General features: G+C 72.4%; 17 protein-coding genes and 2 pseudogenes. 5 read left to right on the top strand and 14 right to left on the bottom strand.

Annotation, left to right across the window (positions count from 1 at the left end):
- The first annotated feature begins 13 nt into the window (after positions 1 to 13).
- Positions 14 to 1,489, top strand: coding sequence for a cytosine permease (locus tag ABZ920_RS16905; protein WP_361504710.1), 1,476 nt, complete (start codon positions 14 to 16; stop codon positions 1,487 to 1,489).
- A gap of 1,061 nt (positions 1,490 to 2,550) precedes the next feature.
- Here ABZ920_RS16905 and ABZ920_RS16900 read toward each other — a convergent pair.
- From ABZ920_RS16900 to ABZ920_RS16885, 4 genes are all read right to left on the bottom strand, one after another.
- Entirely contained in the window at positions 2,551 to 3,969 is a 1,419-nt protein-coding gene (locus ABZ920_RS16900) for a sugar porter family MFS transporter (protein WP_361504707.1), read from the bottom strand.
- A 427-nt stretch (positions 3,970 to 4,396) separates the two neighbouring features.
- The gene (gene smc / locus ABZ920_RS16895) at positions 4,397 to 7,951 is read right to left on the bottom strand and encodes a chromosome segregation protein SMC (RefSeq protein WP_361504704.1); all 3,555 of its coding nucleotides are present in this window, start codon (positions 7,949 to 7,951) and stop codon (positions 4,397 to 4,399) included.
- Positions 7,952 to 8,152: 201 nt separating this feature from the next.
- Entirely contained in the window at positions 8,153 to 8,356 is a 204-nt protein-coding gene (locus ABZ920_RS16890; RefSeq protein ID WP_361504701.1) for a hypothetical protein, read from the bottom strand.
- A 379-nt stretch (positions 8,357 to 8,735) separates the two neighbouring features.
- Entirely contained in the window at positions 8,736 to 9,017 is a 282-nt protein-coding gene (locus ABZ920_RS16885) for an acylphosphatase (RefSeq protein ID WP_361504698.1), read from the bottom strand.
- Between the two features lie 170 nt (positions 9,018 to 9,187).
- Here ABZ920_RS16885 and ABZ920_RS16880 point away from each other — a divergent pair, with 170 nt between their 5' ends.
- Entirely contained in the window at positions 9,188 to 10,324 is a 1,137-nt protein-coding gene (locus ABZ920_RS16880; RefSeq protein ID WP_361504695.1) for a CAP domain-containing protein, read from the top strand.
- A 20-nt stretch (positions 10,325 to 10,344) separates the two neighbouring features.
- On the opposite strand, the pseudogene ABZ920_RS16875 reads toward ABZ920_RS16880, so the two are convergent.
- Positions 10,345 to 10,580: pseudogene (locus tag ABZ920_RS16875) on the bottom strand (site-specific integrase); the annotation flags it as partial.
- Between the two features lie 98 nt (positions 10,581 to 10,678).
- On the opposite strand from ABZ920_RS16875, the gene ABZ920_RS16870 reads away from it, so the two are divergent.
- The gene (locus ABZ920_RS16870) at positions 10,679 to 10,906 is read left to right on the top strand and encodes a hypothetical protein (RefSeq protein ID WP_361504692.1); all 228 of its coding nucleotides are present in this window, start codon (positions 10,679 to 10,681) and stop codon (positions 10,904 to 10,906) included.
- A gap of 235 nt (positions 10,907 to 11,141) precedes the next feature.
- On the opposite strand, the gene ABZ920_RS16865 is transcribed toward ABZ920_RS16870, so the two are convergent.
- Positions 11,142 to 11,444 (bottom strand): hypothetical protein, encoded by a 303-nt coding sequence (locus ABZ920_RS16865; RefSeq protein WP_361504690.1) that lies wholly within the window; start codon positions 11,442 to 11,444, stop codon positions 11,142 to 11,144.
- 504 nt (positions 11,445 to 11,948) lie between these two features.
- Here ABZ920_RS16865 and ABZ920_RS16860 point away from each other — a divergent pair.
- Both ABZ920_RS16860 and ABZ920_RS16855 read left to right on the top strand, forming a co-directional pair.
- A pseudogene (locus tag ABZ920_RS16860) lies at positions 11,949 to 12,160 on the top strand (GNAT family N-acetyltransferase); the annotation flags it as partial.
- A gap of 53 nt (positions 12,161 to 12,213) precedes the next feature.
- Positions 12,214 to 12,609 (top strand): helix-turn-helix domain-containing protein, encoded by a 396-nt coding sequence (locus tag ABZ920_RS16855; protein ID WP_361504687.1) that lies wholly within the window; start codon positions 12,214 to 12,216, stop codon positions 12,607 to 12,609.
- A gap of 160 nt (positions 12,610 to 12,769) precedes the next feature.
- Here ABZ920_RS16855 and mutM read toward each other — a convergent pair whose 3' ends face one another.
- The 8 genes from mutM to recG form a co-directional block, all read right to left on the bottom strand.
- Positions 12,770 to 13,699 (bottom strand): bifunctional DNA-formamidopyrimidine glycosylase/DNA-(apurinic or apyrimidinic site) lyase, encoded by a 930-nt coding sequence (gene mutM / locus ABZ920_RS16850; protein ID WP_361504685.1) that lies wholly within the window; start codon positions 13,697 to 13,699, stop codon positions 12,770 to 12,772.
- Positions 13,700 to 13,800: 101 nt separating this feature from the next.
- Entirely contained in the window at positions 13,801 to 14,643 is an 843-nt protein-coding gene (gene rnc, locus ABZ920_RS16845) for a ribonuclease III (protein ID WP_361504682.1), read from the bottom strand.
- Positions 14,644 to 14,650: 7 nt separating this feature from the next.
- Positions 14,651 to 14,824, bottom strand: a complete 174-nt coding sequence (gene rpmF, locus ABZ920_RS16840) for a 50S ribosomal protein L32 (RefSeq protein WP_007493396.1) — start codon at positions 14,822 to 14,824, stop codon at positions 14,651 to 14,653.
- A 2-nt stretch (positions 14,825 to 14,826) separates the two neighbouring features.
- Complete coding sequence (locus ABZ920_RS16835; protein WP_361504680.1) at positions 14,827 to 15,471, bottom strand: YceD family protein; 645 nt, start codon at positions 15,469 to 15,471, stop codon at positions 14,827 to 14,829.
- A gap of 185 nt (positions 15,472 to 15,656) precedes the next feature.
- Positions 15,657 to 16,829 (bottom strand): cell division initiation protein, encoded by a 1,173-nt coding sequence (locus ABZ920_RS16830; protein WP_361504677.1) that lies wholly within the window; start codon positions 16,827 to 16,829, stop codon positions 15,657 to 15,659.
- A gap of 132 nt (positions 16,830 to 16,961) precedes the next feature.
- Entirely contained in the window at positions 16,962 to 17,441 is a 480-nt protein-coding gene (gene coaD / locus ABZ920_RS16825) for a pantetheine-phosphate adenylyltransferase (RefSeq protein ID WP_361504878.1), read from the bottom strand.
- A gap of 26 nt (positions 17,442 to 17,467) precedes the next feature.
- Entirely contained in the window at positions 17,468 to 18,055 is a 588-nt protein-coding gene (gene rsmD / locus ABZ920_RS16820; protein WP_361504674.1) for a 16S rRNA (guanine(966)-N(2))-methyltransferase RsmD, read from the bottom strand.
- Positions 18,056 to 18,322: 267 nt separating this feature from the next.
- Positions 18,323 to 20,542 carry an ATP-dependent DNA helicase RecG gene (gene recG / locus ABZ920_RS16815; protein WP_361504671.1) on the bottom strand — a complete coding sequence of 740 codons (2,220 nt, stop codon included), beginning with the start codon at positions 20,540 to 20,542 and terminating at the stop codon, positions 18,323 to 18,325.
- Positions 20,543 to 20,555: the final 13 nt, after the last annotated feature.

The raw sequence follows: 20,555 nt of genomic DNA, 5'->3' as shown, positions 1-20,555 counted from the left end.
GGACCCCTTCTTCATGAGCAAGACCGCCGAGACCGAAGGCTCCCTGGAGACCCGCGGCATCGAACAGGTGCCCGACAACGAACGCACCGCGAGGACCCGCGAGCTGTTCCCGACCTGGGTCGGCGCGAACATCAGCGTGCTGCTGCTGACGATGGGCGCGAGCCTCGTCGTGGCCTACCACCTCAACGTCTGGCAGGCGCTCGTCGTCGCCACCGCCGCCCCGGTCGTGTCGTACGGCCTGGTCGGGCTGATCGGCATCGCCGGCAAGCGCGGCGGGGCCCCCGGCATGGCGCTGTCGCGCGCGGTCTTCGGACAGCGCGGCAACCTGCTGCCCGGTGCCCTGATCTGGGTCGCACGCTGGGGCTGGGAGACGATCAACGCGGTGACCGGCGCCTACGCGGTGCTCAGCATCCTGGACATCGTGTTCGGCGTCCGGGCGAACGGCGTACTGGACCTGGTGACGCTGCTGGCGTTCGTGGTCGCGACGTTCGCGATCTCCGGACTCGGCATCAACGCCGTGCGCACGTGCAACACCTACGCGACCTACCTCTTCGCCGTCTTCTCGGTGCTGGTGCTGGCCCACCTGGTGGCCGCCACCGACTGGTCGGCGGTGTTCGGCCGGTCCGCCGGGTCCCCGGCCGCGGTCATCGCGGGCATCGGGCTGATCGCGGCGGGCGGTGTCAGCTGGATCCCGTCCGCGCCGGACTTCACCCGCTACCTGCCGCGCACCGCGTCGTCCCGGGGGATCGTGGGGGCGACGGTCGGCGGGGCCGGCATCGTCGTGCTGCCGATGGTGCTGATGGGCACGGTGATGGCGGTCTCCACGCCGGACCTGGCCTCGGCCTCCGACCCGGTGTCCTTCCTCGGCGAGATCCTGCCGACGTGGATCGCGGTGCCCTACCTGCTGATCGCCCTGATCGGCATGCTGCTGATCAACTCGATGTCGATGTACTCGGCGGGCTTCACCGCGCAGACCCTCGGCTTCCGGGTGCCGCGGCACTGGGCGGTCTCGGTCAACGCCGTGATCTCGCTGGTCTTCGGCGGCGTCGTGATGCTGGTGGCGACCAGCTTCCTGGGCTCGTTCATCGCCTTCCTGTCGCTGCTCGCGGTCGCGTTCTCCGCCTGGGTCGGCGTCTTCGGCTCGGACGTGCTGCGGCGGAAGGAGTACGACGGCCGGGCGATGGCCGACACCACCCGCGCCAGCGCCTACTGGTACCGGGGCGGCTTCTCCCCCGCGGCGGTCGCCGCCTGGGCGGGGGGCCTCGGCGCGGGTCTGATGTTCACCACCTCGGACTGGTTCACCGGCCCGCTCGCCCGGAACAACGTGATCGGCGAGTACGGCCTGGGCTGGGTCGCCACCGTGGTGATCTCCGGCCTGCTGTACACGGTGCTGCCGAAGCCGGCGGTGGCTGCGCCGGCGACGCCCGCGGAGCCCGCCGGGGCCGCCGGGGCCGCCTCTGTCGAGGAGTCCGTGACTGCGGGGGCGTGATCGGAGCTCCCGGGCCCGCGGTCTCTGCGGGGCCCGCGTGACCCCGAATCGCGGGCCTGCGGCCTTCGTCGCGCCCGCGTGGCCCGGGATCGCAGGCCCGCGCCCTTCGCCGGGCCCGCCTGACCCGGAACCGCAAGCCCACGCCCTTCGCCGCGCCCGCCTGACCCGGAACCGCAAGCCCACGCCCTTCGCCGCGCCCGCGTGACCCGGAATCGCAAGCCCACGCCCTTCGCCGCGCCCGCGTGACCCGGAACCGCAGGCCTGCGGCTTTGAGGTACGGGCAAAGCGCGAGGGCGGTCCGTCACCTGGAGTCCCGGGCTCGCGCCGCTGGCGGAGGGGCCCGGGCTGTTCCCGGCCCTGTCTCCACTTGCGGCTCACCAGGCCGGGGCCCGCATAAGCCCAAGGTCTGAGCCCAGATACGAGAGGCCGGGGCTCGTGTACAGGCCGGCGGCCCGGCTCGGCTTCCGTCCGCGGACTGCCGCGCGCGCGGTGCGCCCCGCCTGAAATGGGCGCGGAACTCCGACGGCTCCCCGGCCGTGCGGGCGCTCCGGTCACCGCACCCCCTTCGGCCGCCGTAGCGTCTCCGCATCCGCTCCCCCTCCAGCCGGCCCCGAGGTGTGCGGACGGCGCCTGCCCCAGCCGGGCCCTGTGAGGGCTTGAGCCCGAAGCCGGCTGGGCCGCGGCCGACTGGGTCGGACGACCTTCTCCGGCGGGCGGAGCGCGGGCGTGACCGCGGTGCCCGGGCCCTTCCGCACTCGTAGACCCACCTGCTTGAGGCGGCACCCCTTCGGCCCCGCCCCTGACGACCGGCCCGAGGTGCACGGGGACCTCGCAGCCCGCAGCCCGCAGCCCGCAGCCCGCAGCCCAGCGGTCGCCCTCAGGTGTCCCGGGCAAGAGCCCCAAGACCGCCGGAGGCCGGACTGTCCGCTGAGCCCGTGCGCACGGAAATGCGTACTGCCCCGGCTCGGGGGAGCGAGCCGGGGCAGTACGCGTGGGGTTCGAGGAGAGGGGCAGCGGGGACTTGGCCCTTCTCCTCGGGTTCGAGGGCCTCGGGACGAGGCTCAGCCCATCTCCTCCAGCCTCTTGCCCTTCGTCTCCTTGACGAACTTCAGGACGAACGGGATGGAGAGCGCGGCGAAGACCGTGTAGATCACGTAGGTCGCGGAGAGGTTCCAGTCGGCCAGCGACGGGAAGCTCGCGGTGATGGCCCAGTTGGCGATCCACTGCGCGGCGGCGGCCACACCCAGGGCGGCGGCGCGGATCCGGTTCGGGAACATCTCGCCGAGCATGACCCAGACGACCACACCCCAGGACAGGGCGAAGAAGAGGACGAACACGTGGGCGGCGACCAGGGCGACCCAGCCCTGCGTGGCCGGCAGCTTGCCGCCGACGAGGTCGAAGCTGAAGGCCCAGGCCTCCAGGGCCAGACCGACGACCATGCCGACCGATCCGATGATCGCGAGCGGCCTGCGGCCGACGCGGTCGACGAAGATCATCGCGATCACGGTGCCGACGATGTTGATGATCGACGTCGTGAACGAGTAGAAGAACGAGTCCGTCGGGTCGACACCCACCGACTGCCACAGCGTCGAGGAGTAGTAGAACGCGACGTTGATGCCGACGAACTGCTGGAAGACCGACAGGCCGATGCCGACCCAGACGATCGGCTTGAAGAAGAAGCTGCCGCCGAGCAGGTCCTTGAAGCTCGACTTCTCCTCGCGGCGCATGGCGTTCTCGATCTCGGCGACGCGGCCGTCGAGGTCGGCGTCACCGCCCTCGACCTCGGCGAGGATCTCGCGGGCGCGGTCGCGGCGGCCGACGGAGATCAGGAAGCGCGGGGACTCGGGGATCGCGAAGGAGAGCAGGCCGTAGAGGACGGCCGGGACGACCATGACGCCGAGCATGACCTGCCAGGCCTCGAGGCCCATGAGCGTGCCGCGCTGGTCGCCGCCGGCGGCGTTGAGCAGACCCCAGTTGACCAGCTGGGAGATGGCGATGCCGACGACGATCGCGGCCTGCTGGAAGGAGCCGAGGCGGCCGCGGTACGCGGGCGGGGCGACCTCGGCGATGTAGGCGGGGCCGATGACCGAGGCCATGCCGATGGCGAAGCCGCCGACGACGCGCCAGAAGGCGAGGTCCCACAGCGCGAAGGGCAGAGCCGAGCCGACGGCGCTGATGGTGAACAGGACGGCGGCTATCTGCATGCACCGGATGCGGCCGATGCGGTCGGCTATGCGGCCGGCGGTCGCGGCGCCGATGGCGCAGCCGATGAGGGCGATGGCAATGACCTGGGCCAGCGCTGCTGAGCCGATGTCGTAGCGGTCCCGGATGGCCTCGACGGCGCCGTTGATCACGGAGCTGTCGTAGCCGAAGAGGAAGCCGCCCATCGCGGCCGCCGCCGCGATGAAGATGACGTGCCCGAGGTGATCGGGCGGAGCCGTCGTGGCTCCGGACTGGGATGCCTGCGCTGTGCTGGTCACGTGTACTCCTCGGGCCACCGGCAACGCTGCCGGGGTGGGGGTCAGCCCTTCCAGGTGGCGACACCTGAAGGTAAAAGCAACGTTGCAGAGACTATGCCTTCAAGTTTCGAAGTCAATAGGCGAACGCTGTGAGTTTTCATCCGCCCGTTGGGTTGGTTGCCTTCAATAGTTGAAGCAACTACCGGGACGTAGGTCGTCTACCCCGCGGCATCGTGAGCACGCGCGGGCCGCGCGCGCCCGCGCGGAACCGACCGCTCGGGCGAAGTGGGCAGCTCGGGCGGGGTCGCGGCAGGACCACGGACGCGGAGGACGGCTGGGCACGGCGGCCGGGAGGGGCGGCGGAGGACAGCTGGGCACAGCGGCCGGGCGGGGCCGCGGAGGACGCCGGGCACGGCCGCACGCCGCCGCCGACAGGACCGCGGGCGGCTCAGCGCAACCGCTGGCTGATGACCTTCGACACGCCGTCGCCCTGCATGGAGACGCCGTAGAGCGCGTCGGCGACCTCCATCGTGCGCTTCTGGTGCGTGATGACGATGAGCTGGGAGCTCTCCTGCAGCTCCTGCATGATGCGGATCAGCCGCTGAAGGTTGGTGTCGTCGAGCGCCGCCTCGACCTCGTCCATGACGTAGAACGGACTCGGCCGGGCCTTGAAGATCGACACCAGCAGGGCGACGGCCGTCAGCGACCGCTCGCCGCCGGAGAGCAGGCTCAGCCGCTTGACCTTCTTGCCCGGGGGACGGGCCTCGACGTCCACGCCCGTGGTCAGCATGTTCTCCGGGTCGGTCAGCACCAGGCGCCCCTCACCGCCCGGGAACAGCCGGCCGAAGACACCCTCGAACTCGCGCGCGGTGTCCCGGTAGGCCTCGGTGAAGACCTGTTCGACGCGCTCGTCGACCTCCTTGACGACCTGGAGCAGGTCGGCCCGGGTCTTCTTCAGGTCCTCCAGCTGCTCGCTGAGGAACTGGTGGCGTTCCTCCAGCGCCGCGAACTCCTCCAGGGCCAGCGGGTTGACCTTGCCCAGCTGCTGGTAGGCGCGCTCGGCGGCCCTGAGCCGCTTCTCCTGCTCCGCACGGACGTACGGCGTGGGCCGGTTGCGCGGGTGCTCCGGGTCCTCCGGCAGCTGCTCGCCCTCGGCGGGCGGCGACGGCGGCACCGGCTGGTGCGGGCCGTACTCGGCGACGAGTCCGGCCGGCTCCACACCGAGCTCCTCCAGCGCCCTGGTCTCCAGTTGCTCGATCCGCAGCCGCTTCTCGGCGCCGAGCACCTCACCCCGGTGGACGGAGTCCGTCAGCTTGTCGAGCTCGGCCTTCAGGTCGCGTCCCGCCGCACGGGCCTGGGTCAGCTCCTGCTCACGACGGGCCTTGGCGGCCTCGGCGGCCGCCCGCTCCTCCTCGGCGCGGGCCAGCGACACCTCGACGTGCGCCAGCAGCTGCCGGGCCCCCGAGGCCACGGCCGCGGCGACGGCCGCCTCGTGGCGCATCCGGGCCCGCCGCTGCTCGGCACGCGCGCGTGCCTCGCGTTCCGCGCGGGCAGCCCGGTCGAGGGAGTCGGCCCGCCCCGCCAGCCCCCGGACCCGCTCCTCGTGCGTACGGACCTGGAGCCGGGCCTCCATCTCGGTCTGCCGGGCGTTGGCGCCGTCGGCGGCGAGCCGGTCGCGCACGGAGGTGTCGGGCTCCTCCTCGACCGGCATCTCCTCGGCGGCGGCGAGCCGCTCGGCCAGCTCCTCGACCTCCCGCACTGCCGTGTCCAGCGCCTCCTGCGCCCGCGCGGCGGCGGCCTCGGCGCGCTCGGCCTCCCCGGCCGCCCCCCGGGCCTGCCCGGCGAGCCGCCCGAGCTGCTGCGCCACGGCCGACTTCTCCCGGTCGGCAGCCCTGCGCCGCTCCCCCAGCTCCTCCACGAGCGCGGCGCACCGCGTGCGGCGCTCGGCGGCATCGGCCTGGGTCCGGGCGAGCTCCTCGCACCGCACGTCCAGTTCGCGCAGTTCCGCGGCGGCCTCGTCGACGGAGGCCTGCACCTCCAGCAGACTGGGCGCACCGGCGGAGCCGCCCTGGGCGAAGTGCGCCCCGAGCAGGTCGCCCTCGGCCGTGACGGCGGTGAGGCCGGGCTGGGCTCGCACCAGCTCCTCGGCGTCCTCCAGCGTGCCGACGACGACGATCCCGCGGAGCAGGTGCCGTACGGCGGGCATGAGGGCGTCGGGGCCGCGGACGAGGTCGGCCGCCCGGGGCGGCCCGTCCGGTCCGGGCGGCCGCGGCGCCTCGTCGGGGCCGCCGCCGATCAGCAGCGCCGCGCGTCCGGCGTCCTGCTTGCGCAGCAGCCGCAGGGCCTCGGCGGCCGAGCCCGGGGTGGACACGGCGAGGGCGTCGGCGGCGGCGCCGAAGGCGGCGGCCAGGGCGGTCTCGTACCCCGGGGTGACGGTGAGCAGTCCGGCCGCCGGTCCCAGCAGCCCGGCCAGGCCGTCCGCGGACTCCAGCAGCGCGCCGGTGCCGTCCTTGCGGCGCAGGCCCAGGGCGAGGGCGTCGTGCCGGGCCCGGGTCGCGGCGCGCTCACGCTCGGCGGCGGTGACGGCCTCGCGGGCGGCCGTGAGGGCGGCGTCCGCGTCGGCCAGCGCGGCCTTCTCGGTCTCGTGCCGTTCGGCGAGCTCCAGGTCGGTGGCGTCGAGGCCGTCGACCTCGGCCCGCAGGGTCTCGTACTCCTCCCGCGCCCGCACGGCGCGTTCCCGCGCGTCGTCCCGTGCGGCGGCCAGGCGGTCGATCTCGGCCTGGGCGGAGGCGGCGCGCGAACGGGCCGCGCCGACCTGGCCGCTGAGCCGGGCCAGGCCCTCGCGGCGGTCCGCGAGGGCGCGGGCCGCGTCCCTGAGGCGCCGTTCCTCGACGGAGAGTTCGCTCTCCAGCTCGGCGCGGTGCGCGACCGTGTCGTCCAGGGCGCGCTGGGCCGCCTCCAGGGCCGCCGTCAGCTCGGCCTCCTGCTCCCGGACGCGGGCGGCCTCGCGTTCCAGGTCCTCGGGGTCACGGCCGCGCCGCTCCTCGACGGGTGCGGAGGTGGCGCTCTTCACGCGGGCGTCGGCGAGCGAGACGGTGCCGCGGACACGCTCGGCGAGCTGGGAGAGTTCGTACCAGGTCTGCTGGGCCCGCTGGAGCCGCGGGGTGAGCCCGCGTACCTCGTCCTCCAGCAGCGCCTCGCGCTGGAGCGCCTTGCGCAGCTCGCTCTCCACGGCCTCCTTGCGTTCCTTCAGCGCCGCCTCGTCGGCGATCTCGGCGCGCAGCGCCTCCCGCAGCCGGACGAGGTCGTCGGCGAGCAGCCGGAGCCGGGCGTCGCGCAGGTCGGCCTGGATGACGGCCGCCCGGCGGGCCACCGCCGCCTGCCGGCCGAGCGGCTTGAGCTGGCGGCGCAGCTCGTCGGTGAGGTCCTGGATGCGGGCGAGGTTGGCCTGCATCGCGTCCAGCTTCCGCAGCGCCTTCTCCTTGCGCCTGCGGTGCTTGAGGACGCCCGCGGCCTCCTCGATGAAGGCGCGGCGGCCCATGGGGTCGGCGTGCAGGACGGAGTCGAGCTGGCCCTGGCCGACGATGACGTGCATCTCGCGGCCGATGCCGGAGTCGGACAGCAGCTCCTGGATGTCGAGCAGCCGGCAGGTGTCGCCGTTGATCTGGTACTCGCTGCCGCCGTTGCGGAACATGATCCGCGTGATGGTGACCTCGGAGTACTCGATGGGCAGGGCACCGTCGGAGTTGTCGATGGTCAGGGACACCTCGGCGCGGCCGAGCGGCGGGCGCCCGGTGGTGCCGGCGAAGATGACGTCCTCCATCTTGCCGCCGCGCAGGGACTTGGCGCCCTGCTCGCCCATGACCCAGCTGAGCGCGTCCACGACGTTGGACTTGCCCGAGCCGTTCGGGCCGACGACGCACGTGATCCCCGGTTCGAACCGGAGCGTGGTCGCCGAGGCGAACGACTTGAACCCACGCAGGGTCAGGGCCTTGAGGTGCACACAGCCGGACTTTACCCCCGGGGGCGTACCGCACTGCGGGAACCCGCGGTTTCACCCGTCAGCGGGAAGGGCAGACCAGAGGTTAAGGGTCTGAAAGGATGCACGGGGGAAGGAAAAAGGGACGCCGAAGCGTCCCTTGCAACTGTGACTGAGCGGTTGATACGGGCAGCCCAACCACTGTGTCGTTGTGCGAATCAGTGATCAGGTGAGCGCAGGCTCCGCCTGGTGTGCGTCGGAACGCTCCATGATCCTGTCGTGAGAAGCGGCAGCCGTCAGCGCCTCGTTCTCGGCCTGGATCCGTACGAGCTCGGATTCGAGGTCCTGGACGCGCTGCTGGAGCCGTCGCATCTCGGCGAGGAGTCGAGGGTCGGAGCCACCGACGTAACCGAGAAGCGCCTTTGCCATGATGGATGGTCCTCCACACTGAGTGACCGACCGAAGCGGTGGTGGGTCGTGAGGGATTTCGCACCTGCAGCGCTTGGCAGGCCTGGAGTTGTGCTGCCGTTCAGCCATGCCAAACAGCTAAGGTGCGCGGGCTTTCAGCGTCTCACCAAAAAGTTTGACGGTCAACACGATCACGCCCGTATCGGCGGGTCACCCGGGGGCGCGCGGCCCGGTACGGCGGCGCTGCGACTCCTGCGGGCCCCTCGGGGCGTGGCGATCATCCTGCCGTGCGGCAGCTCCCGCGGCAAGGGCTTCTCGCCAATCACCTGCTCGTTCTCGCTCACGGGGAGTGCCGGAGGGGTCCCGGTCCGCGTCCGGAGGGGCCCCAGCGGGAGTGCGCTCAGCGGATGGCGAAGCCGTCGTAGCCGCCGCGCGGTGTGTCCCAGATCTCGGTGACGCCGTCAACGCGTCCGGGCGTGTCGTCACCCTGGAGCCAGTCCAGGAGCCTGCGGCACGCGCCGTCCGGGCCCTCGGCGACCACCTGGACGCGTCCGTCGGCCAGATTGAGAGCAAAACCACTCAGGCCGCCGATCTCCAGCGCCCTGGCCCGCGTGAACCAGCGGAAACCCACTCCCTGGACCTGTCCGCGCACCCACGCGACCAGCCGTACATCCTCACTCATGAGTGCAACCTAACGGGCCAATGTCTCTCCCGGCACTTCCTCCCCTGCCGCCATGCGGTACCGTCCCAACCCAATGAATCTCATCTGAAACTCACTCGATTGAGTGAGTTGGGTTGACCGCGACGGCTCAACGGCCCGCGTCGACCGCACAGGACGAGGAAGGCCAGGACATGGGACGCCACCGACGCTCCGACGCCGGCCGCGCCGCCGCCACGGGCCGCGCCACGGGGGTCACGGAAGCACACGGCTTCCCCGCACAGGACCGCGACCCCTGGGACTCGTACCCGGCCGACCGCCCCGTCAGGGGCATCGCGCCCTACCTGAACCCGGAGGCGTACGCCGACTCCTACGCGAGGAGCCAGGAGTACCTCTACGCCCCGTACGACGACCAGGCCCAGGCCGCCGAGACGGTGGTCTTCCCGGAGACGGGCTTCTCCCCGTCCGAGGGCGCCCGGGCCCCGGGCCACCGCCGCAAGCGGAAGGCCGCTACGCCGGTCCGCAGCGGCCTGCTCGGCGTCTCGGCCGCGGTCGCCCTCGGCACGGTCGCGGTCGCCACGGGCACGGTGCCGGGCCTGGAGAACTACAAGCTCGGCGGCGGCACCAGCAGCGGCGGCGACTCCGTGCAGGCCGGGGGCTCGCCGACCAACACGGACTCCCCGCAGGGCGGCACGTCCGGCAGCGTGGACGGCCGCGCCGGCGGCTCGTCGACGAGCCGCGACGCGGACCGGTCGGCGTCGGCGACGCCGTCCGCCCCCGCCTCGGCGTCCCCGTCCGCCTCCGCCTCCGCCGCACCCTCGGCCACGCCCACCAAGCCGCCGGCGGAGCAGCCGACGGACGCACCGGAGAAGCCCGGGAAGCCGCAGGAGCGGCCCACCGGCCAGGCCCCGAAGGCCCCCGGGCGCTCCGGCGCTCCGGCAGGGTCCGCCGCGCAGGCCGCCGCCGAGGCCGAGGTGCTCCGGCTGGTGAACGAGGAGCGGGCCAAGGCCGGGCTGGCACCGGTGTCCGCGAGCAGCGCGCTGACGGACCTGGCGGAGGACTTCAGCCAGGCCATGGCCACGCAGGACTTCTTCGACCACACCGACCCGAGCGGCGCCTCGCCGTGGGACCGGGCGGCGAAGGCCGGCGTCACCGGCCTCGGCGGGGAGAACATAGCGCGGGGCCAGGCCGACGCGGCGGCGGTGATGGAGGCCTGGATGAACAGCCCGGGCCACCGCGCCAACATACTGAACCCCGACTTCAAGACCCTGGGCGTCGGCGTCCACCTCGGCCCCGGCGGCCCCTGGTGGACCCAGGACTTCGGCTATTGAGATAACCGCAGGTCAGACGGCTAAGCCCCCTCCTGGGCCGTGTCCGGGCCGTCAGCCGTGGATTGCTCCTCCGGGAAGACGCGATCCACGGCGGCCCGGGTCCGGGTCCCGCTCGACGGTATCGGTGCGTGTACGTCCGCGGCGTGAAGCCGGGGTCGTGGTGGCCCAGGTACTCACTGAGAGCCTTGATGCTCTCCCCCGCGTCCAGGAGCACCGCGGCGTAGACGTGCCGCAGCGCGTACGTGCCGTTGTCCCGCCCGGTCTCGACGCTCGCATTGGAGCCGCTGCGCCGCCATCACACCGTCCGCTCATCAGCCATGGAGAATGGTCCCGCGTGTACGGGAGGGGAGCTCAGTGAGCGGCTGGGGCAGGGCCGTGTACGACCTCGATTTCGGGGTCGTGATGATGCTGGTTGCGTGCAATGCCCGCAACATCGCATGGCGGATCTGCGGGTTCATGACGAAACGTGTCGGGGTCAGTGCCGTCTTCACCCCTACGGTGGTGAGGGCGACGGGGGCCGTACTCGGCGTGATGGGCATAGCGATCGGAACGATCCGTCTGGTCGGCGCCTTCAGGGGGTAGGGCTCCGGTGACCCACCAAGGCGCGAGAGGCCCACATGTACCCCCAGCGTGCCGGGGCGAAGGGCGCCCGCGGGGAAGCAACGGGGAACCATGGCGAGCGACCCAAGAACGTGCAGGTCACCGTCTCACCAGGTCAGCAGTCGTCCGCATGCGCGATCTTCCAAACTGGTGCTTCGAGATCCGGGTGCGGCGGCGTTTGGTTGTCGGGTCATTGAGACCCACGGTCAAAGGCCGCTCAGCCGGACTGTTCGTTCCCCCACCGCAACCACAGCGTCTCGTGCCAATAGGCGGCGTCGGTAGGGGGACGAGCCACTGAGGGCACCGGTCCAGGACCGGTCTCGATCAGGTGGACCAGCGTCCAGGCGACGCCGTAACAGTCGTCGGGCCCGAAACACGTGGCCAGCGCCTGCGCCTCCTCCGCCGTAACCGGTCGGGAGATTGCCCGAAGTTGCTCGTAGCGCCTGTCGATCTCTTCTTCGCTCCCCTCCCAGTCGGGCAGTGGACCATCGGCGACGAACGCCTGCACTTCGGGTCTCATGCTCGAATGATCGGCAACTGTGGCCGTCGCGGCAAGGCACCTTGTCCCGGTCGGTTGGGGCCGTCTCTGGGCCGTGCGAGGGCGCCCGACGACGAACAACGCTGACAACCATCGTCAGCCGAGTCGCAGGTCGCAGCGTTGATCGATGACACGGCGCAGGTCAGTGACCCGGTCCTTCACTTGTTCGGCTACTGACCACAGGCGGCTGCGAGCACTCTGCGTGGCCCTGTCCGGGCCGCCGGGCCGGGGTTTCTCGTCCGAGGGGACGCGATCCCCGGCGGCCGTGGCGGGGTCCGGCTCGACGGCCTCGGTACGTGTACGTACGCGGTGTGAGTGGGGTCTCCGTGGCCCGCGTGCGCGCCGGGGGCGCCGGTGTTCTGCCCGCACGGCCGATCGGAGGCGGCCAGGGTCACGGCCGCGCAGGCTCCCTCCCTGCCGAACGCCGAACTTCCGCGGATCAACGCCTTCCTGTCCGCGGTCGCCCGCCGCCAGGCCGCGGCCCCGGCAACCGGTGTGGCCCAGATCGAGGATCTGATCACCTCGGAGTCCACCTCGGGCGCGGGTAGGGCGACGCCGTCCTGACCACCGCCCTGCGCCTGGCTGTCGACGAGGGCTGCGGCACCCGGTTTCTCACCGCCGATGCGGCGGACTGGCCTCGCCACTGGTACGAGCGCCGTGGTTTTTCCGTCATAGGCGCTCGTCCGCCAGCACGCTAACCAGGAGTCAGCGCAATGCGCTGGGAAGCGCTGCGATCGCGTACGCTCAGGGTATGACCATGTCGCAGGAGTGCGCTGAGGAGCGGAAGTTTCCGTACAGCGTGTTCGCCCGGGCCTGTCCCTCGCGCGGCACGCTGGAGCACGTGACGGGGCGCTGGGGCACGCTCACCCTGGGCGCGCTGTACGAGGGGTCGTTCCGCTTCAACGAGCTGCGCCGCCGCGTCGACGGCGTGAGCGAGAAGATGCTGTCCCAGACCCTGCACGCGCTGGAGCGCGACGGCCTGGTGCACCGCGAGGCCCAGCCGACGAACCCGCCCCGCGTGGACTACGAACTCACCCCGCTCGGCCGCGAGGTCGCCGCGCGCCTGCTGGCTCTCATCCAGTGCGTGGAGGGCAGCATGGACGACGTCCTGGCGGCCCGTCAGGAGTACGACGCCCGCCGGGGCTGAGCGCAGCCGCTACCGGTGCGGGCGCCGGCCGCCGGATCCGGGCGCGGCTCCGTCCGTTGTCGCCGGCGGACCCTGCGTTTCCCGCGCTTGCCGGCCGAAGGCGTGTCCCGCGCCAACGGCCGAAGCCCCGCGGGAGCGCGGCCGTGGCCCCGTCGGGGCGTCACCTGGGGAGGATCACCCCCGGGGCGGTGCGTATGCGCGGGACGGGCTGGCACTTCGGGCAGAAGTAGCTGGAGCGGTTCATCCAGGGGCGGCGGCGCATCGGGGTGGCGCAGCGGCGGCAGGGCAGGCCCTCGCGGCCGTACGCGTCCAGCGAGCGGTCGAAGTAGCCGGACTCGCCGTTGACGTTGACGTACAGGCTGTCGAAGCTGGTGCCGCCGACGGCCAGGGCCGCGGTCATGACGTCCCTGATGTGGCCGAGCAGCTCGGCGGTACGGGGACGGGTGAGGGTGGCGGTGGGGCGCTCGTAGTGGATGCGGGCCCGCCACAGTGCCTCGTCCGCGTAGATGTTGCCCACCCCGCTGATCAGCGTCTGGTCGAGCAGCGCCCGCTTGACGGTGGTGCGCTTGCGGCGCAGCGCCTGATGGAAGGCCTCGTCGTCGAAGAGCGGGTCGAGGGGGTCGCGGGCGATGTGCGCGATGACGTCGGGCACCCCGTCCGCCGTGGTGCCGTGCAGCGACAGGCCGCCGAAGGTGCGCTGGTCGACGAAGCGCAGCTCGGTTCCCCACGCCGTGGGGCCGGTGCTCTCGAAGGAGCCGGACGCCGGTGCCGGGGCGCCGGTGAACCGGACGCGGATCCTGAGGTGCTTCTCGTCGGGGGCGTCCTGCGGCTGGACCAGCAGCTGGCCGCTCATGCCGAGGTGGGCCACGATCGCCTGGTCCGTGTCCTCCAGCGGCAGCCACAGGTACTTGCCGCGCCGGCTGGGAACGCCGATGCGGTGGCCCGCCAGGCGGTGCGCGAAGTCGGCGGCGCCGGCCAGGTGGCGGCGCACCGCGCGCGGATGCAGCACGTCGACGTCGGCGACGGTCCGGTGGGCGACCCACCGGTCCAGGCCGCGCCGGACGACCTCGACCTCGGGCAGTTCGGGCATGGTCTCCCCCGGGGGAACGGCACGCGACGGCGATGACGGCCGTCGTCATGGGCCGAGCGCCCGTCCCGGGGCGGGACGGGCGCTCGGGTCGCTGGTGCTGGTCAGACGGAGGCAGACTCCGCGTCGGCGCTGCCGTCGACGGGCACGGCGGCAGCCGCCGCCTGGGCCGCGGCTCGCTCGTCCGCCGCGGCGCGGATGGCCCGCCACGCGGACTCCGCGGCCTGCTGCTCCGCCTCCTTCTTGCTGCGGCCGGTGCCGGTGCCGTACGAGACGCCTCCGACGCGGGCGGCAGCAGTGAAGGTCTTCTCGTGGTCGGGTCCGGTCTCCGTGACCAGGTACTCGGGGACACCGAGCCCCTCGGTCGCGGTGAGCTCCTGGAGTGACGTCTTCCAGTCCAGGCCGGCCCCGAGGTTCGAGGACTTCTCGATCAGCGGGTCGAACAGGCGGTGCACCAGTTCGGACGCCGCGTCGAGGCCCTGGTCGAGATAGACCGCGCCGATCACCGCTTCGAGGGTGTCGGCGAGGATGGACGCCTTGTCCCGGCCGCCCGTGCCCTCTTCACCGCGGCCGAGCCGGATGAAGGAGCCGAGGTCGAGGCCGCGGCCCACCTCGGCCAGCGCGCGCGAGTTGACCACCGCGGCCCGGAGCTTGGCCAGCTGGCCCTCGGGCAGGTCGGGGTGGGCGCGGTACAGCGTGTCCGTGACCACCAGGCCGAGCACGGAGTCCCCGAGGAACTCCAGCCGCTCGTTGGTGGGCAGACCGCCGTTCTCGTACGCGTAGGAACGGTGGGTCAGCGCACGCACCAGAAGGGCGGACTCGAGCCGGTAGCCGAGCCGCCCTTCCAGAAGCGTGTGGGACGAGGCCGTGTTGTCCGACTTTTTCCGGGCGGTTGGATCCGCCTTGGCGTCATCCGCCTTCTTGGCAGTGGACACGGTGCCTCTCACCAGCCGCTCAGACCTCGAGGACCTGGCGCTTGTTGTAGGTGCCGCACGACGGGCACGCGATGTGCTGCAGCTTGGGCTCGTGGCAGCGCTCACACGCAACCAGGGTGGGGACCGCAGCCTTCCACTGCGACCGGCGGTGGCGCGTGTTGCTGCGCGACATCTTCCGCTTCGGAACAGCCACGGCTACTTCTCCTGCTTCTCGTCGACGCCCGGTTCGGCGCCGCTCATCTCGTCCTTCTCGCCGGGTTCGAGTGAACCGGCGAGTCCCTGCAGTGCCGCCCAACGGATGTCGACGGCGTCGTGGTGGTGGTCCGGGTCGTCCGCGAGCCGCGCTCCGCACTCGGAGCACAGGCCCGGGCAGTCTTCCTGGCACACCGGCTGCATCGGCAGTGCGAGCACCACCGCATCGCGCAGCAGAGGTTCGAGGTCGAAGAGTCCGTCCTCGAGCAGGAGCCTGTCCTCGTCGTCCTCGGCGTCGTCGCCCGGTTCCGCGATCACGCGGCCCCGGTCGTCGGCGTCAGGGTACGAGAACATCTCCTGGAAGTCCGCTTCGAGCTCCAGCTCGACCGGCTCCAGACACCTTACGCACTCCCCCTCGGCCCGTGCACGGGCGGTGCCTGTGACGAGCACCCCTTCCATGACCGACTCGAGCCGGAGTTCGAGCTCCACCGGGGCGCCTTCCGGCACTCCGACGACTCCCTGGATACCGAGGTCCCTGGGAGCCGGGACCGTGCGGGTCAGGCGCTGCAGCGCACCAGGACGCCGCCCCAGCTCATGCGTGTCGAACACGAGGGGGTTGCGGTGGTCGAGGCGTGCGTTGGCGGCCATTCCTGCTTTCGATCTTGACTCGGGGGGCGCCGCCCTCCGGTGTACCGGGCAGCGTGGATCGCGAGAGTACGCGCGACCGAACAGCCAGGATACTGGACCTTTCGCTGTCGGCCCAATCCGGTGGCCCGGCCCCGCGGGCCGCGGCGCCGAACCGGAGGCCGCGCCGGTGTGCGGGCAGCGCCGCGCTACAGGCCGCGCCGCTGCTCGTACGCCCGCAGCTGCTCGGCGCTGATCATGCTGGTGTCGAAGAGGCTGGTCTCGTCGAGCGCCTGCGGCCGGCCCTGTTGCGCCGCGCCGTAGTCCTGGTCGCCCTGCTGGTCCCGGTGCGCGGCGTTCGGGTCGTAGCCCGCCTGCGGGCCGTCGTAGTCGTAGCCCTGCGCGTAGCCGGGTGCGGGGGCGTACGGGTCGGCCTGCTGGTAGCCGTACGGGTCCTGCTGTCCGTCGTACGCGGGCCGCTGCCCGTCGTAGCCGCCCTGCTGCCCGTCGTAGGGGTCCTGCCGGCCGTCGTAGGGGGCCTGCCGGCCGTAGTCCTGCTGCGGGTAGCCGCCGCCGTACGGGTCGGTCTGCGCGGCCGCCTGCTGGTAGCCGTACGCGGGCTGCTGCTCGTAGGCCGGCCGGGCCGGCGGCTCGGCCGGGGTCTCCGCGAGGGCCGCGAGGTCGGCCAGGTAGTCGGCGTCGCTGGAGTGCTGGACGGTCGTGGTGTCGTCGGCGAGGGCGCCGAGGTCGTCGGTGGCGATGCGGCCGTGCAGCTTCTGCCGGCCCTTGCCGACCGCCTCCAGGGTCTTGGCGAGGACCGCCTCGAAGGCGCCGAGCTTGGCGTCGACGTAGGCGTCGGCGTCGCGCCGCAGCGTCTCCGGGTCGTGGCTGCGCTCCGGGGCGTCGGCGTCCTCGTAGCCGTCCTCGTCGAGGCCGGGTCCGGTGCCGAGCAGCTTCTCGCGGCCGCGGCCGACGGAGCCGAGCGTCTTGGTCAGCACGACCTCGAAGTTGGCGAGCTTGGAGTCGACGTAGTCGTCGGCCTCGGCGCGGATCTCCTCGGCCTCCTGGCGGGCCTCGGCGAGGATGCGGTCGGCCTCGGCCTGGGAACGGCGGGCGATCTCCGTGCCGGAGATCAGCGAACCGCGTTCGGCGTGCGCTCCCTCGATGATCCGCTCGGCCTCGCGCCGGGCCTCCTCGACCATCTGCTCGCGGTCGCCGATCAGCTCCTGCGCCTGGGCGAGCGAGCCGGGCAGGGCCTGACGCACCTCGTCGAGCATCGCGAGCAGTTCGGCCCGGTTGATCACGCACGAGGCCGACATGGGCATGGACCGGGCGCCGGAGACCGCGGAGACGATCTCGTCGAGCTTCTTCTGCACGTCCACCGTGTGCTCGCCACTTCCTGCCGATGTGTTGGAGACGGACGGGACGACTGTACGGCTCCGGGCCGTCCGCGGGACACCGGGTGACGGTCCGTCAGCCCCCGCCGCCGGGCGGGAGGCGGCCCGCGAGCGCGGTCAGTCCCTGTTCAGGCGGCGTCCGAGCGCTTCCAGGACCTGGGGCGGCACCAGGTGGGAGACGTCGCCGCCCCAGGCCGCGACCTCCTTGACCAGCGAGGAGGACAGGAAGCTGTAGGTGGGGTTGGTCGGGACGAACAAGGTCTCCACCCCGGACAGGCCGTTGTTCATCTGGGCCATCTGCAGCTCGTAGTCGAAGTCGCTGACGGCCCGCAGACCCTTGACGATGGCCGGGATGTCGCGCTGCTTGCAGAAGTCGACGAGGAGGCCGTGGAAGGCCTCGACCCGTACGTTCCCGTAGCCGGCGGTGACCTCGCGGATCAGCTCGATCCGCTCGTCGACCTCGAACAGGCCCTTCTTGGCCTTGTTGATCATCACCGCCACGTAGACCTCGTCGTACAGACGGGAGGCGCGGGCGATGATGTCGAGATGTCCGTTGGTGATCGGGTCGAACGACCCGGGACAGACGGCGCGGCGCAACTGAGATCCCTCGCTCTCCGGTCCGGTCATCGTGCGTCTTCGCACGTAGAGGCGGCGCGACCGTACCAAAACGTTCCCTCGCCGTAGCGACGGGCCCTGATCGCGTCGAACCCGGGCGGCCACCGGAAATCGCCGCCCCTGGTGCTGCGCTCCACGGTGACGAGGGTGTCCTCCGCGAGCCAGCCCTCCGTGCGGAGTGTGATCAGGATCTCGCGCAGATCGTCGTCGGAGACGGCGTACGGGGGGTCGAGGAAGACCAGGTCGTACGGCTTCTCCGGCGCCGTGGTGCGGATGATCTGTTCGGCCCTGCCCGCCCGGACCTCGGCGCCCGGCAGGCCGAGGCTGCGGACGTTGTCCCGGACGGTGCGGGCCGCGCGGGCGTCGGCCTCGACGAGCAGGGTGTGACCGGCGCCGCGGGACAGCGCCTCCAGGCCGACGGCGCCGGAGCCGGCGTACAGGTCGAGGACCCGTTCGCCGTCCAGGGGGCCGCCGAGGAGGGCTTGCCAGGTGGAGAACAGGCCCTCGCGCGCCCGGTCGGAGGTGGGGCGGGTGCCGGTCCCCGGCGGGACGGCTAGGCGGCGTCCGCCGGCCGCGCCGGCGATCACGCGGGTCATCTGGGGTCCTTGTCCGTGAGGGTGGTGACGGGTCCAGTCTGGCAGGCCGGGACGCGGCGCCCCCGGACATGGGCGGCCGCGGGTTCCGCCGCGGCCGCCCTCGCCGGGCGCCCGCCCGCGGCAGCGCCGCCCACCGGTTCCGGAAGCCGGCGTTCCCGGCCGCTTTCGCTCCCGGCCGCTTTCGCTCCCGGTCCTTCCCGCTCCCGGTCCCTGCCGTTCTCAGGCGTTCGCCTTCTCAGCCGCTCTTCTTCTCGGCCCCTGTCCCACTCAGCCCTTCTCCAGGTACTGCTCCCGCTCCTCGTCCAGCAGGGCGTCCAGCGCCGTCCGCAGTCCCGGCAGCCGGGCGAGGTCGGGATCGTCGGCCACCACCGCGGCGGCCTCCTCGCGGGCCTCGGCGATGATCTCCTCGTCGTCGATGACGGCGAGCATGCGCAGGCTGGAGCGGACGCCGGACTGCGCCTGGCCGAGGACGTCGCCCTCGCGGCGCTGTTCGAGGTCGAGCCGGGAGAGTTCGAAGCCGTCGAGGGTGGAGGCCACGGCGTTCAGCCGCTGCCGGGCCGGGCCGGCCTCCGGCGTCTCCGTGACCAGCAGGCACAGCCCGGGCGCCGAGCCGCGTCCGACGCGGCCGCGCAGCTGGTGGAGCTGGGAGACGCCGAAGCGGTCGGCGTCCATGATCACCATGACGGTGGCGTTCGGCACGTTGACGCCGACCTCGATGACGGTGGTGGCGACCAGGACGTGGGTCTCGCCGGCGGCGAAGCGCCGCATGACCGCGTCCTTGTCGTCGGGCGGCATCCTGCCGTGCAGGACCTCGACCCTGAGGCCGCTCAGCGGGCCCGCGGCCAGCTGCTCGGCGACGTCGAGGACGGCGAGCGGCGGGCGCCTGTCCCCCTCGTCCTCGGCCGGCTTGCGCTTCCCCGCCTTCTTCGGGTCGTCCTCCTCGTCCCCGATGCGGGGGCAGACGACGTACGCCTGGTGGCCGTTCGCCACCTCCTCGCGCACCCGCTCCCAGGCCCGCGCCAGGAAGTGGGGCTTGTCGGCGGCCGGCACGACGTGGCTGGCGATGGGCGAGCGTCCCGCCGGGAGCTGGTCGAGGACGGAGGTCTCCAGGTCGCCGAAGACGGTCATGGCGACCGTGCGCGGAATAGGCGTGGCGGTCATGACCAACAGGTGCGGCGGCTGCTTGCCCTTGCCGCGCAGGGCGTCGCGCTGCTCGACCCCGAAACGGTGCTGCTCGTCGACGACGACGAGCCCGAGGTCGTGGAACTGCACCTTGTCCTCGATCAGCGCGTGCGTGCCGATGACGATGCCGGCCTCGCCGGTGGCCAGGTCGAGCAGGGCGTGCCGGCGGGCCGCCGTGCCCATCGATCCGGTCAGCAGCACCACCTTGGTGGCGTGCTCGGCGCCGCCCAGCATGCCGCCCTCCGCCAGCTCCCCCATCATCTCGGTGACGGACCGGTGGTGCTGCTGGGCCAGCACCTCGGTGGGCGCGAGCATCGCGGCCTGACCGCCCGCGTCGACGACGGCGAGCATGGCGCGCAGGGCCACCATCGTCTTGCCCGAGCCCACCTCGCCCTGCAGGAGCCGGTGCATCGGGTGCTCGGCGGCGAGGTCGGCGAAGATCTCCCGGGAGACCTTCTGCTGGCCCTCGGTGAGGGTGAAGGGGAGGCGGTCGTCGAAGGCCGCGAGCAGGCCGTCGGGCCGGGGGCGGCGGGCGACGGCGGGCAGCAGGGTGTCGGCGTGCCGGCGGCGGGCGAGGGCGACCTGGAGCACGAAGGCCTCGTCCCACTTCAGACGGGCGCGGGCGTCGGCGATGTCCGCCCTGGTCTGCGGGCGGTGGATCTTCAGCAGGGCCTCGGGCAGGGAGACCAGGCCGCGGCCCTCGCGCAGCGTGCCGGGCAGCGGGTCGACGGCCTCCTGCGCGCTGGGCAGGACCGTCTGGACCGCCTTGCCGATCTTCCACGACTCCAGCTTGGCGGTGGCGGGGTAGAGCGGGATCAGGGCACCGGCCCAGCTCTCGACCGTCTCCTCGGTGTCGGCGTGCAGCAGTTCGTACGCCGGGTGGGCGAGCTGGAGCCTGCGGTTGAAGACGGAGACCTTGCCCGCGAACATCGCGCGGGTGCCCGGCAGGAGCTCCTTGTGGGGCTTGTGCACGCCGCTGCCGAAGAAGACCAGTTGCAGCCGGCCGCTGCCGTCCGTGATCGTGACCTCCAGACGCTGGCCCCTGCCGCGCGGGGCCCGGGCGGAGGCGAACGTGTGCAGGCGGGCGTCGGCGACCTGGGCGACCACCGTCACGTGCTCGTCCATGGGCAGGTCGGCCAGGTGGGTGAGCTGGCCGCGCTCCTCGTACCTGCGCGGGTAGTGGTGGAGGAGGTCGCCGACGGTGTGCAGGCCGAGGTGCTCGGCCATGACCTTCGCGGTGGCGGGGCCGAGCACCTTCTTCAGCGGTTGTTCCAGTGGTTCTTGCAGTGCGGGCACGAGCTCCATTGCACACCACGGC

The sequence above is a fragment of the Streptomyces sp. NPDC046831 genome, from assembly GCF_040645305.1.
Taxonomy (GTDB): Bacteria; Actinomycetota; Actinomycetes; order Streptomycetales; family Streptomycetaceae; genus Streptomyces.
Note: the sequence above shows the minus strand (reverse complement) of the source record. Positions and strands in the feature narration are given on the sequence as shown.